The organism is Candidatus Schekmanbacteria bacterium RIFCSPLOWO2_02_FULL_38_14 (assembly GCA_001790855.1).
In the GTDB taxonomy this organism is placed as follows: domain Bacteria; phylum Schekmanbacteria; class GWA2-38-11; order GWA2-38-11; family GWA2-38-11; genus 2-02-FULL-38-14-A.
On the sequence record MGDH01000011.1, the window covers coordinates 151,891 to 170,299 of the forward strand.

The following is an 18,409-nucleotide window of genomic DNA, read 5'->3' on the forward strand; positions in this document are numbered from 1 at the left end:
TTTTTATCTTATTCTTGCAAAATTCTTGTCAATTAATTTTGTTTGTAGCTATGTTAAGCAGTGTAATCATTTTTCACTACCTCACACTCTTATATGGCAAAGCGATAACTCCTGTTCTTGCCATTTCTTCTATTCCAAACCTTGAAAGAAGCTTTATAATACCCTTAATCTGCCTGTCATTTCCTGTTACCTGAATTGTAACGGTACTTTCAGATAAATCCACAACAGTGCTGTTAAACACATCGCTTATCTCAATTATCTCTCCCCTGGTTTCATTGTTGCAATTAACAGTTATTATTGCAAGCTCCCTGGTTATTGAATCAGAATATTTCAAATCAACAACTTTAATCACATCAATTAATTTTCTGAGCTGCTTGATGACCTGTTCAAGTACATCCTCATCTCCTGTAACCACAATCGTAATTCTAGTCACATCAGGCTTTTCTGTAACTCCTGCAGCTATGCTTTCAATGTTATATGCCCTTCTAGCAAAAAGCCCTGCAATATGGGAAAGAACACCAGGATGGTTTCTCACAAGTATTGAAAGAGTATGTTTTTCTTCCATAATAAAGCTCCCTAACCTAAAACATTTTTAACAGTCCCGCCCGGAGGAATCATCGGCATCACATTTTCTTCTCTGTCAACCCTGAAATCCATGATAACAGGTTCTTCCATCTCGAGCGCTTTGGCAATTGCAGATTTTACATCTTCTTTTCTTTGGACAAGTATCCCTTTTGCCCTGTACCCTTCAGCAATTTTTACAAAATCAGGGCTTACTCCTAAATCTGTCTCAGAATATCTTCCGCCATAAAACAGTTCCTGCCACTGTCTTACCATTCCAAGATAGCCATTGTTAAGAATTGCAACTTTGATTGGAATCTTATACTGAACAGCAGTTGCAATTTCCTGAATAGTCATCTGAAAGCTTCCATCTCCGGTTATGTTGACTACAGTCTTTTTTGGACACCCTATTTTTGCTCCGATTGCTGCTGGAAATCCAAATCCCATTGTCCCCAATCCGCCTGAAGTAATCAGAGTTCTCGGGTTTTCAAATTTATAATACTGGGCTGTCCACATCTGATGCTGGCCAACATCAGTAGTGATGATTGCATTGCCTTTTGTCGCTTCGTAGATTTGCTCAATAATATACTGTGGTTTGATAACTTTGTCAGAATCACTGTATGCCATTGGAAATTCTTTTTTAAGCTCATTCAATTTTGCAACCCATTTTTCTCTTTTATTTGGCTTAAGCTTTTCAAGTATCACTTTCAAAACCATTTTGCAGTTACCAACAATAGGAATGTGGCATTTTTTAATTTTTCCTATTTCTGCAGGGTCAATATCAATGTGAATAATTTTTGCATTGACAGCAAAGTGTTCCGGTTTTCCTGTAACCCTGTCTGAAAACCTTGTACCTATTGCAATCAGCACATCAGCTTCTGCGACAGCGATGTTTGCATATTTTGTCCCATGCATCCCAAGCATCCCAAGAGAAAGAGAATGCGTTCCAGGAAAAGACCCGAGCCCCATCAAAGTCATTGCAACGGGGATGGAGCCAGTTTCAGCAAGGCTGAAAAGCTCTTCGCTTGCACCAGATGAAAGAACGCCTCCCCCTGCATAGATAACTGGCTTCTCAGCAGATTCTATGGCTTTTGTTGCCTCTATAATTTGTTTTGCATGACCTTTGATGCTTGGTTGGTAGCTTGGAAGACGAAGTTCCAGGGATTTATCCGAAACAACTTCTGATGTCTGAATATCCCTTGGGACATCAACAAGAACAGGTCCAGTTCTTCCGCTTTTTGCAATGTGAAAAGCCTCTACCAAGACTCTTTCAAGCTTTGTTACATCTTTAACAAGATAATTATATTTTGTTATAGGGACACTTATTCCATAAATGTCTGCCTCCTGAAAACTGTCATTTCCGATCATGCTGGTTGGAACTTGCCCTGTAACAGCAACCAAAGGAACAGAATCCATATTTGCATTTGCAAGACCAGTAACCAGATTTGTAGCGCCAGGACCTGATGTGGCAAAAACCACTCCGACTTTACCTGTTGCCCTTGCATATCCGTCAGCTGCATGAATCGCCCCCTGTTCATGCCTCGTTAGAATATGGGTTATATCCTTTACACCATAAAGAGCATCATAAATCGGGATGTTCTGCCCTCCAGGATATCCAAATACAGTATCAACTCCCTGTTTCAAAAGGGTATCAATAATAACCTGAGATCCTTTTCTTTTCAAAAAACTCATCTCCTGTGATTAGTTTAGAAAATATGGGGTTAGAAAACCCCGCCTTATAGACAGACGGACTATTTTTGTCCAGTTGTTTTCTCCTTCTTTCATCAGCTGAAATCTGATAAGTGTCAGCTTATTTTAGAAATCTTAATTAAATCCACATACTTAGTCAATTAATTTTTTGAAATCAAAGATTTTTCTCTCTTTTTAAAAAGGAACAAAAATCTTGACAACAGCAGTTTCTTATAATATTTAACAATCGCTTTAGAGAAGAAATTGGCATGAATAAATGGTTCAATCAAACGTCAAAATGCAAAGGGAGAAGCCATAATGTCCATTGAAAAAATGCTTGAGGAACTTCGTAAAAAAAACAAACTTGCTGAACTTGGAGGAGGTTCTGAAAAAATTGAAAAACAGCATGCGGAAGGAAAACTTACAGCAAGAGAAAGAATCAATCTCCTGCTTGACGAAGGAAGTTTTGTTGAGCTTGATAAATTCGTGGTTCACCGCTGTTACGATTTTGGAATGGACAAGCAGAAGATCTATGGAGACGGCGTTGTAACCGGATACGGAAGAATTGATGGAAGACTTGTTTATGTCTTTTCACAGGATTTCACTGTTTTCGGCGGCTCTCTTAGTGAAACATATGCAAGGAAGATATGTAAAATAATGGATATGGCAATGAAAACCGGAGCTCCTGTAATAGGACTGAACGATTCAGGAGGAGCAAGGATTCAGGAAGGAGTTATAAGCCTTGGCGGTTACGCAGAAATTTTTTCAAGAAACGTTCTTGCCTCAGGAGTGATTCCCCAGATATCAGCAATAATGGGTCCCTGCGCAGGAGGAGCCGTTTACTCACCTGCCCTCACTGACTTCATTTTTATGGTAAAAAAAACAAGCTATATGTTCATAACAGGACCTGATGTAATAAAGACAGTAACCCACGAAGTTGTTACCAAGGAGGAACTTGGTGGAGCAATGACACATAATTCAAAAAGCGGTGTTGCCCACTTTGCCTGCGCAAACGAAGAAGAAACACTTTCAATGATTAGAGAACTCCTAAGTTTTCTTCCATCAAATTATAGGGAAGACCCTCCCTTGATTGAATGCACCGATGATCCTGAAAGGGAGGATGATAAACTGCAATCCCTTGTTCCAGAAAACCCGAACAAGCCCTATGATATGAAAGAGTTGATTGAAACAGTTATTGATAATCACTATTTTTTTGAGGTTCATTCACACTACGCAAAAAATATCATTGTTGGCTTTGCCAGGTTAAATGGCAGGAGCATTGGCATTATTGCAAACCAGCCTGCATTCCTTGCAGGAACACTCGACATAGATGCTTCTCTGAAGGGAGGAAGGTTCATCAGATTCTGCGATTGTTTTAATATACCTATTGTAACATTTGAAGATGTTCCGGGTTTTCTTCCGGGAACGACTCAGGAATATGGAGGAATAATAAAACACGGGGCAAAACTTTTATATGCATACTGCGAAGCCACTGTTCCAAAAATAACTGTCATAACACGCAAGGCATACGGTGGCGCTTATGATGTTATGTCAAGCAAGCATATTCATGGCGATATAAGCTTTGCATATCCAACAGCAGAAATAGCAGTAATGGGCCCTGACGGAGCAGTAAATATCATATTCAGAAAAGAACTTGCAAAAGCCAAAGACCCTATCAAGCGCAAAGAAGAGCTTGTTGAAGAATACAGACAAAAATTTGCAAACCCATATGTTGCTGCTGAACTTGGATACATCGATGAAATAATAGAACCAAAAGATACGCGCAAGAAACTGATTCAAGCACTGATGATGCTTGAAACAAAAGTAGACTCTATTCCTGCAAAAAAGCACAGCAATGAACCGTATTAGGGGAAGATTAAAAATTAAAAATAAAAAGTTAAAATGTCAGAGTAGAATGTAAAATGACAAATCAAGAGTTTGTTGAAAAACTTGGATTATTGTCATTGCGAGCGAAGCGAAGCAATCTCATTAAAAAGCTGACAGCTTTAGCTGATAGCTAAAAAGTGAGATTGCTTTGTCGCTAAACGCTCCTCGCAATGACATCGAAAGTCTTTTTCAATAGTAATAAGAGAGGAAATATGTTTACCAAAATAATGGTTGCTAACAGAGGAGAAATTGCGGTTAGGATTTTAAGAGCCTGCCGCGAAATGAAGATACAAACAGTTGCCATCTATTCCGAAGCCGACAGAAATTCTCTTCACGTTCGCTACGCTGATGAAGCCTACTGTGTAGGACCTGCCCCTTCAATAGAAAGTTACCTTAATCAAAAAAAAATAATAAAGACTGCAAAAGAAGTAGGTGTTCAGGCAATTCACCCAGGCTATGGATTCCTAGCTGAAAATTCCGGTTTTGCAAAATTCTGTGAAGATGAAGGGATTGTCTTCATAGGCCCCCACTATTCTGCAATTGAAGCAATGGGAAGCAAGACGTTTGCCCGTCAGAAAATGATGAATGCAAATGTCCCAACAGTTCCAGGAACTTCACAGCCAATTGAAAGCGATGAGGAGATTGAAAGGATTGCAGATGATATTGGCTATCCTGTAATGATTAAGGCAAGCGCTGGCGGTGGCGGAAAAGGAATGAGGCTTGTTAAGAAAAAAGAAGATATAAAAGGTTCAATCAGGGCAGCAAAGTCAGAAGCAAAATCAGCATTTGGAGATTCATCAGTCTATATAGAAAAATTCATTGAAACCTCTCGGCATATTGAGTTCCAGGTTCTTGGAGACAAGTATGGGAACCTGATTCATCTTAATGAGAGGGAGTGTTCAATCCAGAGAAGACATCAAAAGGTTATAGAAGAATCACCTTCTCCAATCGTTGACCCCGAGATGAGAAAGAAAATGGGCGCTGCTGCTGTGAGTGCTGCAAAGGCAGTAAATTACTACAGCGCTGGAACAGTTGAATTTCTTGTAGATAAAAACAAAAATTTTCACTTTCTTGAAATGAACACCCGTCTTCAGGTAGAACATCCTGTTACTGAAATGACAACAGGAATAGACATTGTAAAAGAAATGATAAAAATTGCAGCAGGTGAAAATCTTTCCATCCGTCAGGAAAACGTTGAACTGCGCGGAGCATGCATCGAATGCAGAATCTATGCAGAAGATCCTGACAACAACTTTCTCCCTTTTCCTGGAAAAATCTGTGAACTGAGAACACCCGGAGGTCCCGGAGTAAGGGATGACAGCGGAGTTTTTGAGGGTTACGTTGTTCCAATATACTATGACCCTATGATTTCAAAACTGGCTGTATGGGGAAAAGACAGGAATGAAGCAATAGAAAAGATGAGTCGCGCCTTGACTGAATACTCTATTAAGGGAATAAAAACAACCATACCCTTTCACGAAAGAGTGATGAAAAACAAACATTTCATAAATGGAGACTTTGATACAAATTTTATTGACACGAAATTTAATATTAAAGAAAAAACTGATAAAAACAACTCAAACAAGGAAATAGCCCTTATTTCTGCAGTGCTTTGGGCTTTTAATGAAGAAAAAGAAAAGATTAAGAACTCAAAAGCCGTAAACAATAAAAAAGTTTCAGGATTTAACCCGTGGAAGGGAAGATAAAGTAAGCCTTGTATTATAACTTACAACTAAAAACTATGCTTATCATAAAATATTTTAAAGGAACTAAAAATGCACTACATAGCATCAATTGGCAATGAAGAACACAGGATTGATATAGAAAAAAAAGATGGAAATCTTTTTGCGATTATCGTTGGTGGTAAAAAATATGATGTTGATGTAGTCCATTCAGAACATTCTCTTTATTCTCTTATTCTTAATGGAAAATCATATGAAGTTGATATTGATGCAAAGGATGGAATCTGCAATATCCTGATAAAGGGAGAACATTATGTTATAAATGTTATAAATGAGAAGAAAAAAGGGCTCTGGATAAAATCAAGAGAACATACAGTTGAAGGCAAACAATCCGTTACCACTGAAATGCCAGGAAAAGTAGTAAAGATTCTTGCCCAAAAAGGCCATGAAGTAAAACTGAATCAGGGCCTTATCGTTGTTGAAGCAATGAAGATGGAAAATGAGCTCAAATCACCAAAAAACGGAAAGGTAATTGAAATAAATATCAGGGAAGGTGAAATAGTGGAAAGTGGTACAACACTTATGGTGATTGAGTAGTATATTTTTTATCTGATGTAGTTTACCCGGTTTTCAAAAGTGATATATAATAATTGCGGTGCGGTGATTCATTTCCATTAATTCTGAGGCGTGTCGCAAATAACAATCTTATTTCTTCCATCAGCTTTTGCCTGATATAAGGCTGTATCCGCTTTTCCAAGCAAATCATCTTTATCCATAGCATCGTCTGGAAACGAAGCAAGACCTATGCTTATTGTTAAAGATCCTCCGGGAAGAACTTCTTCCTTTTCGAAACTGCTGTCTTTAATTGTCTGTCTCAACCTTCTTCCGATATGCGCTGCTTCTTTCTTGCTTGTCTCAGGAAATATTATTGCAAATTCGTCTCCTCCATACCTTGCAATGTGGTCACATTCCCTGCAGCTTTTTGTAAAAACCCAGGCTAACTGCTTGAGGATTATATCACCTGCAGGATGTCCGTTTGAGTCATTATAAGTTTTGAAATTGTCTATATCAAGCATCATAAGAGATACTTGCCTGTTATACCTTTTTGCCCTGTTGACTTCAGCTTCAAGAATCTGATGAAAAGACCTGTGATTGTAAACCTCTGTAAGACCATCTATTTTTGAAAGTTCTTTATAAAACTCTCCTTCTTCTGCTTTCCGCTTTAAAACTCTTCTGTCAATACTGCGGTTTACTATTATCTTTATATGGTCAATGTTAAAAGGCTTAGTAATGTAGTCAACTGCTCCAAGGCGCATTGACTGAACAGCGGTTTCAACTGAGGCATATCCTGTCATAACAATCACATCAGAATCAGGATCTATCTCTTTTGCTTTTTTTAAAACCTCTATTCCGTCAACTTCAGGCATCATAACATCTGTAATAATAAGGTCAAAGTGGTTCTTGTTTATTTTTCCAATTGCTTCAAAACCATTCCTTGCTATTTCAACATCAAACCCTTCTTCCTGAAGCACATCCGTTAACATTTGTCTTAAAACATCCTCATCATCCACTACAAGAATTTTTGGTATATTACTATATTTTTTTTTAATACTAAGTTTTTCTTCTGCCTCAATAGTTTTAAACTGGTGATTGTTCATAAAAGTTTCCACTTGAAATATTTAGAATTTCACTTCCATTTTAAGATTTTGCAGTATTATACGCAAATTTCATACCAATTTTTTTAAAAAAATAGCTAAGCTCTCTTTGTTAGTCAAAACTATAACGGTACTCTTTATAAAATGAAGTGTATATTTTATGAAGGAATCTGTTTTGTTCCTTTTTTCTGACATTCCTGACATTTTCCAAAAACCTTCAGGCTGTGACGTTCAGGAGTAAAATTGAGTTTTTTACATAATCTGTCCTGAAGCTCTTCGATAAGCGGTTCATCAAACTCAATTTCCCTGTTGCAGTAAAGACATATTAAATGGTCGTGGTGGGAATGACCCAGAATATGCTCGTATATTTTTTTATTGTCTAACAGCTGATGCTCTATTATCAAGTTGCTTTTTACCAGAAGATCAAGTGTTCTGTATATAGTAGCCTTTGAAACACGTTTTTTCCCACCCCTCATCATAAATAAAAGGTCATCTGCGTCAAAATGTTCGTGAATGGAAAAAATTTTTTCTAAAATAGCTTCTCTTTCACAGGTAAACTTCAGTTCATGGGATTCAAGATATTCTTTAAACTTTTGCTTAAAATCTTCCACTGAACTATAAAAGCTTGGTTTTTATAAATTTATTTTTTTACTGATAACACTTTTATCGTTTACTTCAATGCCCCGAATCCAATGTTTCTTGTTATTAAGCGTTATTAATATGTCATATCTTCCTGGAACTATTAAAATTTCTTCTCCTATCTTCCCGCCCTTTTCCATCACCTCATATCTTCCTTCTAAATACACTGCAACCTGCGCTTCTTTTGCTTGTTCAGGTATGTCAGAGGTAATAATTATTTTTCCAGATGGAAAACTGATAGACTGCTCTGTTAGTTGCTTGTCACTAACCTTAACATTTCTGATCCACTTTGTTATTCTTTCATGTTCAACCCTTACGTCATATTCTCCAGGATTAAGCTCAATCTCTTCACCTGCTATGCCTGCAGCAATTTTTTCATCATAGCTGATATTTTTAAGATTGCCTGAGCCATCATCTGATTTTGAAAAAGTTAAGTCAATATTTGTTCCTAATATCCTGTAATAATAAGTGATTATACCTTCCTTTCCGCTCTCTCCTTCTTTTGTTGGTTCTGACCTTTTAAACTCCGGGTTAAGTTTTGGCATTATCTCATCTTCCCTGCTTCCTACCTTTATTGCCAGGTCCTTGACATTTAACGAAACAAGTTCTCCTTTATCATTTTTCTGAACATCAATACCATTCTCTCCTCCAATTGGAGTTATTTTCACTGAAGCATCCGCAGGCGAGCCATCAGTGTTGCTTACCTTTACTATAAGCCTTCCAAGAGGGAAAACAATCTGTTCCTTAACCTTGGAATATTTCTCTATTTTAACATTATCTAACCACTTGGTTGTGCCTCTCCAATCAATCTTCAAATCATAAGTTCCTATAGGAACGAATATATCAAGGCCAGAATATCCAAATGTCACCTCTTTCGTATGGTCTCCTTGCTTATAAACATAGATTTTAGTCTCAGCAACTTTTCCGTCAGACCTTATGCTTCCAATCAGAATACTCCCCCTGTTGTCATTTTTTCCGGAGCATCCATAGATAACAAAGAAAATTATCAAGAAAGCGAATAATTTTTGAATTTTTTTTTGCCTTGGCATTTTAATAAACTTCCTCCTAAAGAACAATATTAATATTACGCCTTTTTCTCAAGCCCTGAAAGTTTCTTTTTTGCCCAGTGATTATTAGGATTTATCTTAAGCGCTTCCTGAAGATTCTTTTTTGCCTCATCTATATTTTTATGCTCGATGTGTACCATTGCAATCTGATAATAAGCCTCATCCATTTTCGGGTCAAGTTTTAATACCTTTTCATACTGGGCTATTGGTTCCTTTGGGTCTGGTTTTGGAAAGCCAGTAGCTATGCTCATGCCTTTTATCAGATTTGCCCAAGGATTTTCAGGCCCATATTTCATGGCTTTATCTACTGTTTCACTGATATCACCAACATACATCATAAGTCTAGGAAAACCAACATAGCTAAACTTTTTTGACAGGCACAAATACTTGAGAACATAGGCATCAAGATAATCCTCTTTAATTCCAATAGCTTTCTTCAGAAGGTCCATTGCTTCGTCTACATTCTTCTCTCCATCTCCAGAAGCATCCTTGTTTTCAGCAGATTTCAGGTCCAAATAATCAGCCATTGCATAATGTGCTTTAGCTGCCCAGTAAAGAGCTGAAATGTCTTTCTCGTTTTTCTTACTGAAGTCATCAAGGGTCTTAACTGATTTTTCTATCAGTCCCTTGTCCTGGTCCTTAATCCCTTTCTCAAGCTCCGCAATAGTATCTTTAAGCGTGTCTGAGCCTGCATATCCGCTGTAAACAAATACTACTGCCAAAAAAGCTGCTGTCAGAAAAACACTAAAAACTTTTTTCATAAAATCCTCCTGTAAAACAAAATTCATTATTTATTTACAAATCAAAACGTATCTGTCAAGAAGTTTTTTAGAGAATTATTACTGCTTAAATCATAAAATCAATTTTCTTGACAATTTATCAAATAGATATAGTTTTATCAAAACTTTGAATTCTTAATCCTAATGTCTAAAATTCTAAGTAGATCAATGTAAAAAAACTAAAATCCTTTTTTTACTCTTATATTCAAAGGAGGCTTTTTATGATAAGAAGAAAACAACTTTTACAGCTATTTTCAGTATTATTCACCCTTTTTATTATTACTGCGGGTTGCAAAACTTCTCTTTATCCAAAAAATTTTAAAGATAAAAGCTTCAATTTAAAAAATACAATCCCTTCAGACAACGAAATCAGCGGTTGGAGCAGGGACGGAGAGATGATTTACTGCCAGGACCTTGTCTGCCTTGCATCTCTTATTGATGGCGCCGCCCCTTATTACACTGACGGAGGAGCTGTTGAAATGATTTTTCAGGATTTCAAAAAATTACCTGAGAATACCCTCCTGACACTTGAGATTTACAGGACGAAAAACAGCTCTCAGGCAAAGGGATTATACAAGGGGTCTTCCTCAATTTCTCCTTTAAACATTGACAACCTCGGAGAAGAAGGAAGGCTTGACCAGGGGCTGATAGGTTCCTACAGAGTAGAAACATTTAAGAAAAACTTTTTTATCCGCCTTGTATCAATGGACAAGAACGAGACTTTGAAGGAAGGTCTTTTAACTTTTGTTAAAAATATTACTTTAAAAATTCCCTGATAAATATTTTTTCATAACATAGTTTCATAAAACAACAGAAAAAAGAGCGGGACAAGAATATCCCGCTTGTTGATAGGCTGGGTTTTTTAACTCAGCATTTATAAAATCATTTTTTAAAAGTAATAGCAAAAACTTTTCATTTATAATTATTAGAAAATTTCAAAAAGGAATCTTCCCAGTGTGCGGTATCTGCGGGATAATAAATTTTAGAGATGAATCCCCTGTTGATTCAGAAATCCTCGGTAAAATGATGCAAGCCATCATCCACCGCGGACCCGATGATGAGGGAAAATTCATTGAGAACTATGCAGGGCTTGGAATTAGAAGATTGAGCATAATTGATATTGAAGGAGGGCATCAGCCAATAACCAATGAAGATGGAACACTGGTTATTGTCTTTAATGGAGAAATTTATAATTTCAGGGAACTAAGACAGGAACTGATAAACAAATGCCATAAATTCAAGACTTTTACAGATACAGAAGTAATACTCCATTTATATGAAGAAAAAGGAGAAAATTGTTTAGACTTTCTGAACGGAATGTTTGCCTTCTGTATATGGGACAGAAAAAATAAAAAACTCTTTTTAGCAAGAGACAGATTAGGGATAAAACCTTTTTACTATTCTTTAAACAGCAAAGGTATTTCTTTTGCATCCGAACTAAAATCTCTGATTCAAAACCCATTGCTTTCGAAAAAACTCAATGATGAAGCAATAACAGATTACTTCGCCTTAGGATACATATTATCTCCAAAAACTGTTTTCAGAGATATTAACTCTCTTTCTCCGGGACATTTTTTAACTGTATCAAATTGCGTTGTTAAAGAAAACAGTTACTGGGATTTGAAGTTCGTTGACAGAAAATTTTCTAATGAAAATGAAATTTTAGAAGAATTTTTAGATGTTCTCTCTGCTTCTGTCAAAAGGCATATGATAAGCGACGTTCCTTTGGGGGCTTTCTTGAGCGGAGGAATAGATTCAAGCTCAGTTGTCAGCTTAATGCAGGCAGCAGGCTCAACCACTGTAAAAACCTTCAGCATATTAATTAATGAAGAGGGATGGAATGAAGGTAAGTTCATAAAAATCGCAGAAGAACATTTTAAAACTGAACATCATGAATCTGTTATTGATTTAAATGTTCAGGAACTTTTGTCAAAAACCATCTGGTATAACGATGAACCCTTTGCAGACTCATCTTCCATGCCAACCTTCCTTGTCTCAAACCTTGCACAAACAAAAGTCAAGGTGGCACTTTCCGGAGACGGAGGCGATGAAAACCTGGCAGGATACCCGACCTATATTGCAGATAAAATGGCTTTGTGGATAAAATCCATTCCCGGTCTGAGTCATATCCTGTCACTGCTGCAAAAACCTGTCTCCTATCTGGTAGATAATCCAAAAATCCCAAGATTTATTGAGGGATTAAAACTCCCCCTTTCTCAGGCACACTGCTGGTGGAGGGTTTTGTTTACAGACGAGGAAAGAAAAAATTTATTTTCAGAAGATTTCAGCAGAAAATCTATAGATTACAACCCTTATTCACGATTTGAAACCTGTTTCAACAGCTGTGACGGTGACAGTTTTTTGAAAAAAGCCATGTACACTGATATAAAAACCTGGCTTGCTGATGACATCCTCAAAAAGGTTGACAGGGCAAGCATGGCTAATTCTCTTGAGGTTCGGGTCCCTTTTCTGGATTACAAGGTTGTGGAGTTCTGTGCTTCTGTCCCTGATGAGTTCAAGCTCAGTGGGTTTAAATCCAAATACCTCCTTAAAAAAGCCATGAATGGAAAAATTCCAGAACCAATAATCGCAAGAGCAAAAAGAGGGTTTCATTTGCCTGTGTCAAAATATTTAAAGACCCAGCTAAAGGATATGGCTTTAGCCTGTCTCTCAAAAAGCAATATTGAGCCACTCGGAATCCTCAACTATGACTATGTCAATTTGCTTTTATCAGAGCATATGAAAGGAGAAAGAGACCATGGAAAAAAAATATGGGCACTTCTCTGCTTTTCCCTCTGGCATGATATCTATTTCAGGAAAAGTTTAAATGAAAATCAGATTTGATATATTCTGGATACTACTGGTTCTGTTCATTCTCTTCAGGCTCTCTATTCTTTTCACCTCCATTGACCAGCTTTACAACTTTGAAGAGCTCTACCGTGGTGCAATTGCAAAAGAGGTTATTGATGGATTGTCGTTGCCTCTTTTTGACTACTTGTATACAGACTATGAAGGCGGTTCTCTTTTTGAGGGAATTCTTGCAATACCCTTTTTTCTGATTCTGGGACAAACATATTTTTCATTAAAGCTTGTTACATTCCTAATCTCTGTTTTAATTTTTTCTCTTTGGTACTATTTTTTAAATAACTTCTTTGGAAAAACTGAGGCAGTCTTGGCATCAATTTTAATCACCCTCTCTCCTCCGGCTTATACCAAGATATCTCTCACATCATGGGGAAATCATTTTGAGTCAAATCTTTTTGCAATAGTTATTATAATTTTATTCTATAAATATTTTTTTGCAGAAGCCTCTCTGAAATCTGGCAGAGAATCGGAAAAGGTATCTGGAAAAGGCTTTGTTTATTACTTTTCAGCAGGCGCAGTGGCAGGGGTTGGAATCTTTTTTTCCTACACTTTTTTCATACCGCTCGCAATATTCCTTTTTCTGTGGTTTGCCTGTGATAAAAAATTTATTTTAAAAAAACCATTCCTGATTTTTACAGCAGGCTTTCTTCTTGGATTCAGCCCCGGGATATATTTCAACATAACCCACAATTTTGTTGGATTTAATGTAAAAGGTGTTCCGATTTATGAGATTTTCTCAGAGAAAGCTTCATCAGGAGAAAGTTTTCTTAAAAAGTTTTACAGCATGATTACACTGTATCTTCCAAACTCCTTTTGCTTTAAAAATGCAGGCCCTGTATCAGGAAAAATAATCAATTATTCTTATTACTGTATTTTTTCTATTTCCTACCTGTCGCTTCTCTGGTTGAACCATAAAAAGGTTTATAATTTCTGCTTGTCTCTTTTTTCTTCAAATCATAAAAAAAATAACCCTGAAATAAACTCGCCGGTTCTGTTTATCCTCTTTCTTCCTGTAAGCTTCATATTAATATTATCTCTTGCACCATTCAAGATAGGAGTAATTCTCGATGATTATTTCTGGTACAGATATCTTACTTCCCTGTTTCAGTTTCAGATGATTATCATTTCCATTTTTATCTCTTATATTCTGAAAAAGGGAAATGAAAGCAGATTTAGAAGTTTTATTAAACCTGCCTCATATTTGTTGCTGGCAGTAATAATTCTAATTGGAATTTCAGGCAACATCGGTCTCATCTCATTCACAAACCCCACAAATCCTTTTTTATACAAAGGCTATAATTACTTCTGGCTTGGACAGGTGGTTGTTTACCGCTATGGCTTTAATCTTGAAAACTCCATTTCTGTTGCTGAGAGGCTTAATAAAGATTACAGGGGTGAATATTATGAAGGGCTTGGATATTATTATGGATGGGCATTTTTTTCTATAAAAGAAGAAGAGAAAAAAATATTTAAAAAGATTGACCCTTATTTTCAAAACTGTTTTTATAAAGGGGTTGGAATAAACTACTCACTCCTGCACGGCAAAAACATGGGTTTTAACGAGTTAAAAAAATTTGTAAAAGAAAACATTCCAGAATCCCAGGAAAACAATTTTTATATTGGATTCAGTACCATGATGGCTTACTGGAATAAGAATTCAATAGAAAACTTCATAAACGGAACTGACAATGAGTCAAAAAAATATTTATACTACGGAATGGGAAGAGGCATTGGGAAAAAATTTGGATTCAATGAGTTGAAATGCAGAGAGGAAATAGAAAAAGCAAAGGGGACAGAAAGGGAGTATTATTACAGGGGATTCCAGGAAGGGCTTAAGGAAGCCAAGTTCTGAAAACAGCTTGTTTTTCAATGCGCTAACCAAGCATAAAAACTTTTTTATATTTCTCTTGACAAACAACATGTTGTATAATATTTTTATAGTTGCCACTAAATATGGTGGTAAATAGGTATATAGGCAAAAGTTTAGGCTTCGTACTCCCAGAGGGTGGTTTATTTCAGTTTTTCTAATGTTTTAGTTCTTATAATTTTATAAATCCGTAAAAAGGAGCCCGGCATATGTTTTCAAAAAATGCTATTACTGTCCTCCAGAAAAGGTATCTGAAAAAGGATGATAAGGGGAATTGTGTAGAAGAGCCTGAAACCATGTTCAGGCGGGTTGCAGGGTTTATAGCAGAGGCGGAAAGGCAATATAAAAAAACTGATGAGGAAATCTGTGAAATTGCGGAAAAGTTTTATGACATCATGATAAACCTTGATTTCCTTCCCAACAGCCCAACCCTCATGAATGCAGGGAGGGAACTTGGACAGTTATCTGCGTGTTTTGTGCTCCCTATTGAAGACTCAATGGAAGCAATCTTTGAAACTATTAAAAACACTGCCCTTATTCATAAAACCGGAGGCGGAACAGGCTTCTCCTTTTCCAGGCTTCGCCCAGCCAATGACCTTGTAAAAACAACACACGGCGTATCAAGTGGTCCAATATCATTTATGGAAGTCTTTAATGTTGCCACTGAAACCATAAAACAGGGCGGAACCAGAAGAGGCGCGAATATGGGAATCCTGAGAGTCGACCACCCTGATATCCTGGACTTCATAACCTGTAAAAAAGAGAATAACCGTTTAAACAACTTTAATATTTCAGTAGCATTAACTGAAAGATTCATGGAAGCTGTTGAGCTTGATGAGGAGTATGAACTGATAAACCCAAGAGGCAAGGAAGTAGTCAAAAAACTTAATGCAAAAAAAGTTTTTGAAATGATAGTAAACCTTGCATGGAAAAACGGAGAACCGGGCATAATATTCCTCGACAGAATTAACAAGGACAACCCGACTCCTGAAATAGGAGAGATTGAAAGTACAAATCCTTGCGGAGAACAACCACTCCTTCCCTATGAATCCTGCAACCTTGGCTCCATAAACCTTTCAAAGATTGTCAAAGAAAAAGGAGAATCTCCATCCATAGATTTTGACAAATTCAGAACCCTTGTATGGACCTCTGTGCGTTTTCTTGACAATGTAATTGATGTGAACAAATACCCTCTTCCAATAATTGAACAGATGACAAAGGGAAACAGGAAAGTTGGGCTTGGTGTAATGGGATTTGCCGACATGTTAATCAAGTTGGGAATTCCGTACAACTCCCATGAAGGAATAAGTGTAGCAAAAAAAGTTATGGGTTTTATAAAGGAAGAAAGCTATAAAGCCTCCTCTTCTTTAGCAAAGGAACGCGGCAATTTTTTAAACTATAACCGTAGCAAATACAGGGATTCAAATGTTCCTTTAAGAAATGCTACTCTGACAACAATTGCACCAACCGGCACTCTTAGCATAATCGCAGACTGTTCAAGCGGCGTTGAGCCTATATTTGCAATTTCTTATTTCAGGAACGTTCTTGATAATGATAAACTGGTTGAAGTAAATCCTCTATTCCTTAGTGTTGCAAAAGAAAGAGGTTTTTACAGTGAAGAACTTATGGAAGAAATAGCAAAAAAAGGCTCCATAAAAGATATTGATAAGGTTCCTGATGATGTAAAAAAAATCTTTGTAACCTCACACAATATTTCTCCTGAATGGCATATCAGGATGCAGGCTGCATTCCAGAAATATGTTGATAACGCTGTTTCCAAAACCGTAAATTTTCCTAATACTGCAACTTCAAAGGACATAGAAAAAGCATATATCCTCGCATATAAAATTGGATGCAAGGGAGTTACTGTATACAGGGACGGCAGCAGAGACTCACAGGTACTGAACATAGGGAAAACTGAAAGGAACAAAAACCATGAAAATCATCTTACTCCGCGTCCCAGGCCTTCAATGACTACAGGAGCAACTTTGAAAAACAAAATTGGCTGTGGAAATCTTTATGTCACTGTCAACAGCGATGGAAACGGAATATGCGAGGTATTTACCAATACCGGCAGAGCCGGTGGATGCCCAAGCCAGTCAGAAGCAACAAGCCGGCTTATCTCGCTTGCCCTGAGGTCAAATGTAGATATCTCTTCCGTTGTTGAGCAGCTCCGAGGGATAAGATGCCTCTCGTGTATCAGGAAAAACGGTAAAGACAATAATGGTGACGCAATAAAAGTTCTTTCCTGCCCTGATGCCATTGGAAAAGCAATTGAGCATTATCTATCAGGTAATTTTCATAAAACCGATACGGTCGATATTTCTTTTCATCACGGGCCAATCCCTGTATCGCAAAACACTTTGGTACAGATGAATGTTGATGCCCCTCATTTATCAAACGGTTCCTGCCCTGACTGCGGAAACCCGATTGAGCATGAAAGCGGATGTATTGTGTGCCGTTCATGCGGATTTTCCAAATGCCACTAATATAGTTAACAGAATAGCAGGAGCAAACCTTTGTATTCGCTCTTAAGAATGTAGCCTCAGGCTTTAGCCTGCGCAAATTTTTATAAAAATAATCGACAATGAATTATCAGGAACTATTAGAAGATTATCACAAAAAAAAATCTGAGATAAAAGGAAGATTGAAAGAATTCCGGAAAACATTTAAACAACCTGATGAAATAATCTTTCAGGAACTTGTATTCTGCATTCTTACTGCAAACGCCAGCGCACAGATGGGAATAAATTCAGTCAATGAAATAAAAAACGTATTGCTTGAAGGTTCAGTGAATGACTTAAGGAAGGGACTTAAAGGCAGGCACAGGTTCTGGAAAGTGAGAGCGCAATATATATTTCATACAAGAGAATATCTCAAAGAAAACTTTAATTTCAGAATTAAAGAAAAAATCTATTCTTTTAAAGATCGCAATCTTTTAAGGGATTTTTTTGCATCCAATAAAGATATAAAGGGGCTTGGTTATAAAGAAGCAAGCCATTTTTTAAGAAACATAGGATTTAAAGGCTATGCAATTATTGACAAGCATATTCTCAACTGCTTATATGAATTCAGGCAGATAAACAAACCGGAAAGACCCAAAAACAAAAAACAATATATTGAAATTGAAAATGCTATGAGGTCTTTCTCAGAAAGAGTTAAAATAGATATGGACGAAATGGATCTTCTCCTCTGGAGCAGGAAAACAGGGAAGATTCTAAAGTGATAATATCACCGCAATCTCAATTTAATCTGTTCAATCAAAAAAAATGAAGAAGGCCATAAGCCGGGTTCTGTTTCCTGAAAGGATTCAGGACGGTAATCATCTATCTAAGCAGCCTACCCTCTCGCTGGTGATATAAATCATCCGGAACGGGCAGTTCCATAGCGAGTTTACTTGGCTTTGCTCCGGGTGGGGTTTGCAATCCCGGTATGTTACCATACCAGAAGGTGAGCTCTTACCTCGCCTTTTCACCCTTACAGGTGGCTTGCGCCACACATTATAGCTTATAGCTTTTGGCTAATAGCCATAAGTGAAAGCCGTAGGCTTTCCTGCGGTATCTTTTCTGTTGCACTTTCCTTCCCTCACGGGATCCTGAATGTTCAGGACACCCTGCCCTGCGGAGCCCGGACTTTCCTCCCTGATTCCAGCAACCTGAAATCAGAGCGATTACCTGGCCTTCTTCAAAAAATATTTAATTGATATTATGTACCCTTT

Annotated in this window: 14 protein-coding genes and 1 other RNA gene; 8 read left to right on the forward strand and 7 right to left on the reverse strand. The window is 37.2% G+C overall.

Annotated features, from left to right (window positions below; all coding sequences use genetic code 11):
• Window positions 1-76: 76 nt before the first annotated feature.
• Together A3H37_03250 and A3H37_03255 are read right to left on the reverse strand one after the other, a co-directional pair.
• Window positions 77-565 (reverse strand): acetolactate synthase small subunit, encoded by a 489-nt coding sequence (locus tag A3H37_03250; protein ID OGL50842.1) that lies wholly within the window; start codon window positions 563-565, stop codon window positions 77-79.
• An 11-nt stretch (window positions 566-576) separates the two neighbouring features.
• Window positions 577-2,244, reverse strand: a complete 1,668-nt coding sequence (locus A3H37_03255; GenBank protein OGL50843.1) for an acetolactate synthase, large subunit, biosynthetic type — start codon at window positions 2,242-2,244, stop codon at window positions 577-579.
• 330 nt (window positions 2,245-2,574) lie between these two features.
• Between A3H37_03255 and A3H37_03260 the strand changes: the two genes are divergently transcribed.
• The 3 genes from A3H37_03260 to A3H37_03270 all read left to right on the forward strand — a co-directional run bounded on the left by A3H37_03260 (window position 2,575) and on the right by A3H37_03270 (window position 6,416).
• Entirely contained in the window at window positions 2,575-4,119 is a 1,545-nt protein-coding gene (locus tag A3H37_03260) for a methylmalonyl-CoA carboxyltransferase (protein OGL50943.1), read from the forward strand.
• Window positions 4,120-4,349: 230 nt separating this feature from the next.
• The gene (locus A3H37_03265; GenBank protein OGL50844.1) at window positions 4,350-5,843 is read left to right on the forward strand and encodes an acetyl-CoA carboxylase biotin carboxylase subunit; all 1,494 of its coding nucleotides are present in this window, start codon (window positions 4,350-4,352) and stop codon (window positions 5,841-5,843) included.
• A 69-nt stretch (window positions 5,844-5,912) separates the two neighbouring features.
• Window positions 5,913-6,416 (forward strand): hypothetical protein, encoded by a 504-nt coding sequence (locus A3H37_03270; GenBank protein OGL50845.1) that lies wholly within the window; start codon window positions 5,913-5,915, stop codon window positions 6,414-6,416.
• Window positions 6,417-6,493: 77 nt separating this feature from the next.
• Here the strand turns inward: A3H37_03270 and A3H37_03275 are convergent, their stop codons facing one another.
• The 4 genes from A3H37_03275 to A3H37_03290 all read right to left on the reverse strand — a co-directional run bounded on the left by A3H37_03275 (window position 6,494) and on the right by A3H37_03290 (window position 9,941).
• The gene (locus tag A3H37_03275) at window positions 6,494-7,363 is read right to left on the reverse strand and encodes a hypothetical protein (protein OGL50944.1); all 870 of its coding nucleotides are present in this window, start codon (window positions 7,361-7,363) and stop codon (window positions 6,494-6,496) included.
• 269 nt (window positions 7,364-7,632) lie between these two features.
• Window positions 7,633-8,085: a hypothetical protein gene (locus A3H37_03280; GenBank protein OGL50846.1), complete on the reverse strand. Its 453-nt coding sequence runs from the start codon at window positions 8,083-8,085 to the stop codon at window positions 7,633-7,635.
• A gap of 21 nt (window positions 8,086-8,106) precedes the next feature.
• Window positions 8,107-9,162, reverse strand: a complete 1,056-nt coding sequence (locus tag A3H37_03285; protein ID OGL50847.1) for a hypothetical protein — start codon at window positions 9,160-9,162, stop codon at window positions 8,107-8,109.
• A gap of 35 nt (window positions 9,163-9,197) precedes the next feature.
• Window positions 9,198-9,941 (reverse strand): hypothetical protein, encoded by a 744-nt coding sequence (locus A3H37_03290; protein ID OGL50848.1) that lies wholly within the window; start codon window positions 9,939-9,941, stop codon window positions 9,198-9,200.
• A 239-nt stretch (window positions 9,942-10,180) separates the two neighbouring features.
• Here A3H37_03290 and A3H37_03295 point away from each other — a divergent pair, with 239 nt between their 5' ends.
• The 5 genes from A3H37_03295 (at window position 10,181) to A3H37_03315 (ending at window position 17,917) form a co-directional block, all read left to right on the forward strand.
• On the forward strand, window positions 10,181-10,735 hold the full coding sequence (locus A3H37_03295; protein OGL50849.1) for a hypothetical protein: 555 nt from the start codon (window positions 10,181-10,183) through the stop codon (window positions 10,733-10,735).
• 178 nt (window positions 10,736-10,913) lie between these two features.
• Window positions 10,914-12,803: an asparagine synthase (glutamine-hydrolyzing) gene (locus tag A3H37_03300; protein OGL50850.1), complete on the forward strand. Its 1,890-nt coding sequence runs from the start codon at window positions 10,914-10,916 to the stop codon at window positions 12,801-12,803.
• Complete coding sequence (locus A3H37_03305) at window positions 12,787-14,676, forward strand: hypothetical protein (GenBank protein ID OGL50851.1); 1,890 nt, start codon at window positions 12,787-12,789, stop codon at window positions 14,674-14,676. Before A3H37_03300 ends, A3H37_03305 begins: the two co-directional genes overlap by 17 nt.
• A gap of 224 nt (window positions 14,677-14,900) precedes the next feature.
• A complete protein-coding gene (locus A3H37_03310) occupies window positions 14,901-17,180 on the forward strand; it encodes a ribonucleoside-diphosphate reductase, adenosylcobalamin-dependent (GenBank protein OGL50852.1) in 2,280 nt (759 codons plus the stop codon).
• Between the two features lie 98 nt (window positions 17,181-17,278).
• Window positions 17,279-17,917 (forward strand): hypothetical protein, encoded by a 639-nt coding sequence (locus A3H37_03315; protein OGL50853.1) that lies wholly within the window; start codon window positions 17,279-17,281, stop codon window positions 17,915-17,917.
• Between the two features lie 41 nt (window positions 17,918-17,958).
• Here the strand turns inward: A3H37_03315 and rnpB are convergent.
• Window positions 17,959-18,377: RNase P RNA component class A (gene rnpB, locus A3H37_03320), an RNA gene on the reverse strand.
• Between the last annotated feature and the right edge of the window lie 32 nt (window positions 18,378-18,409).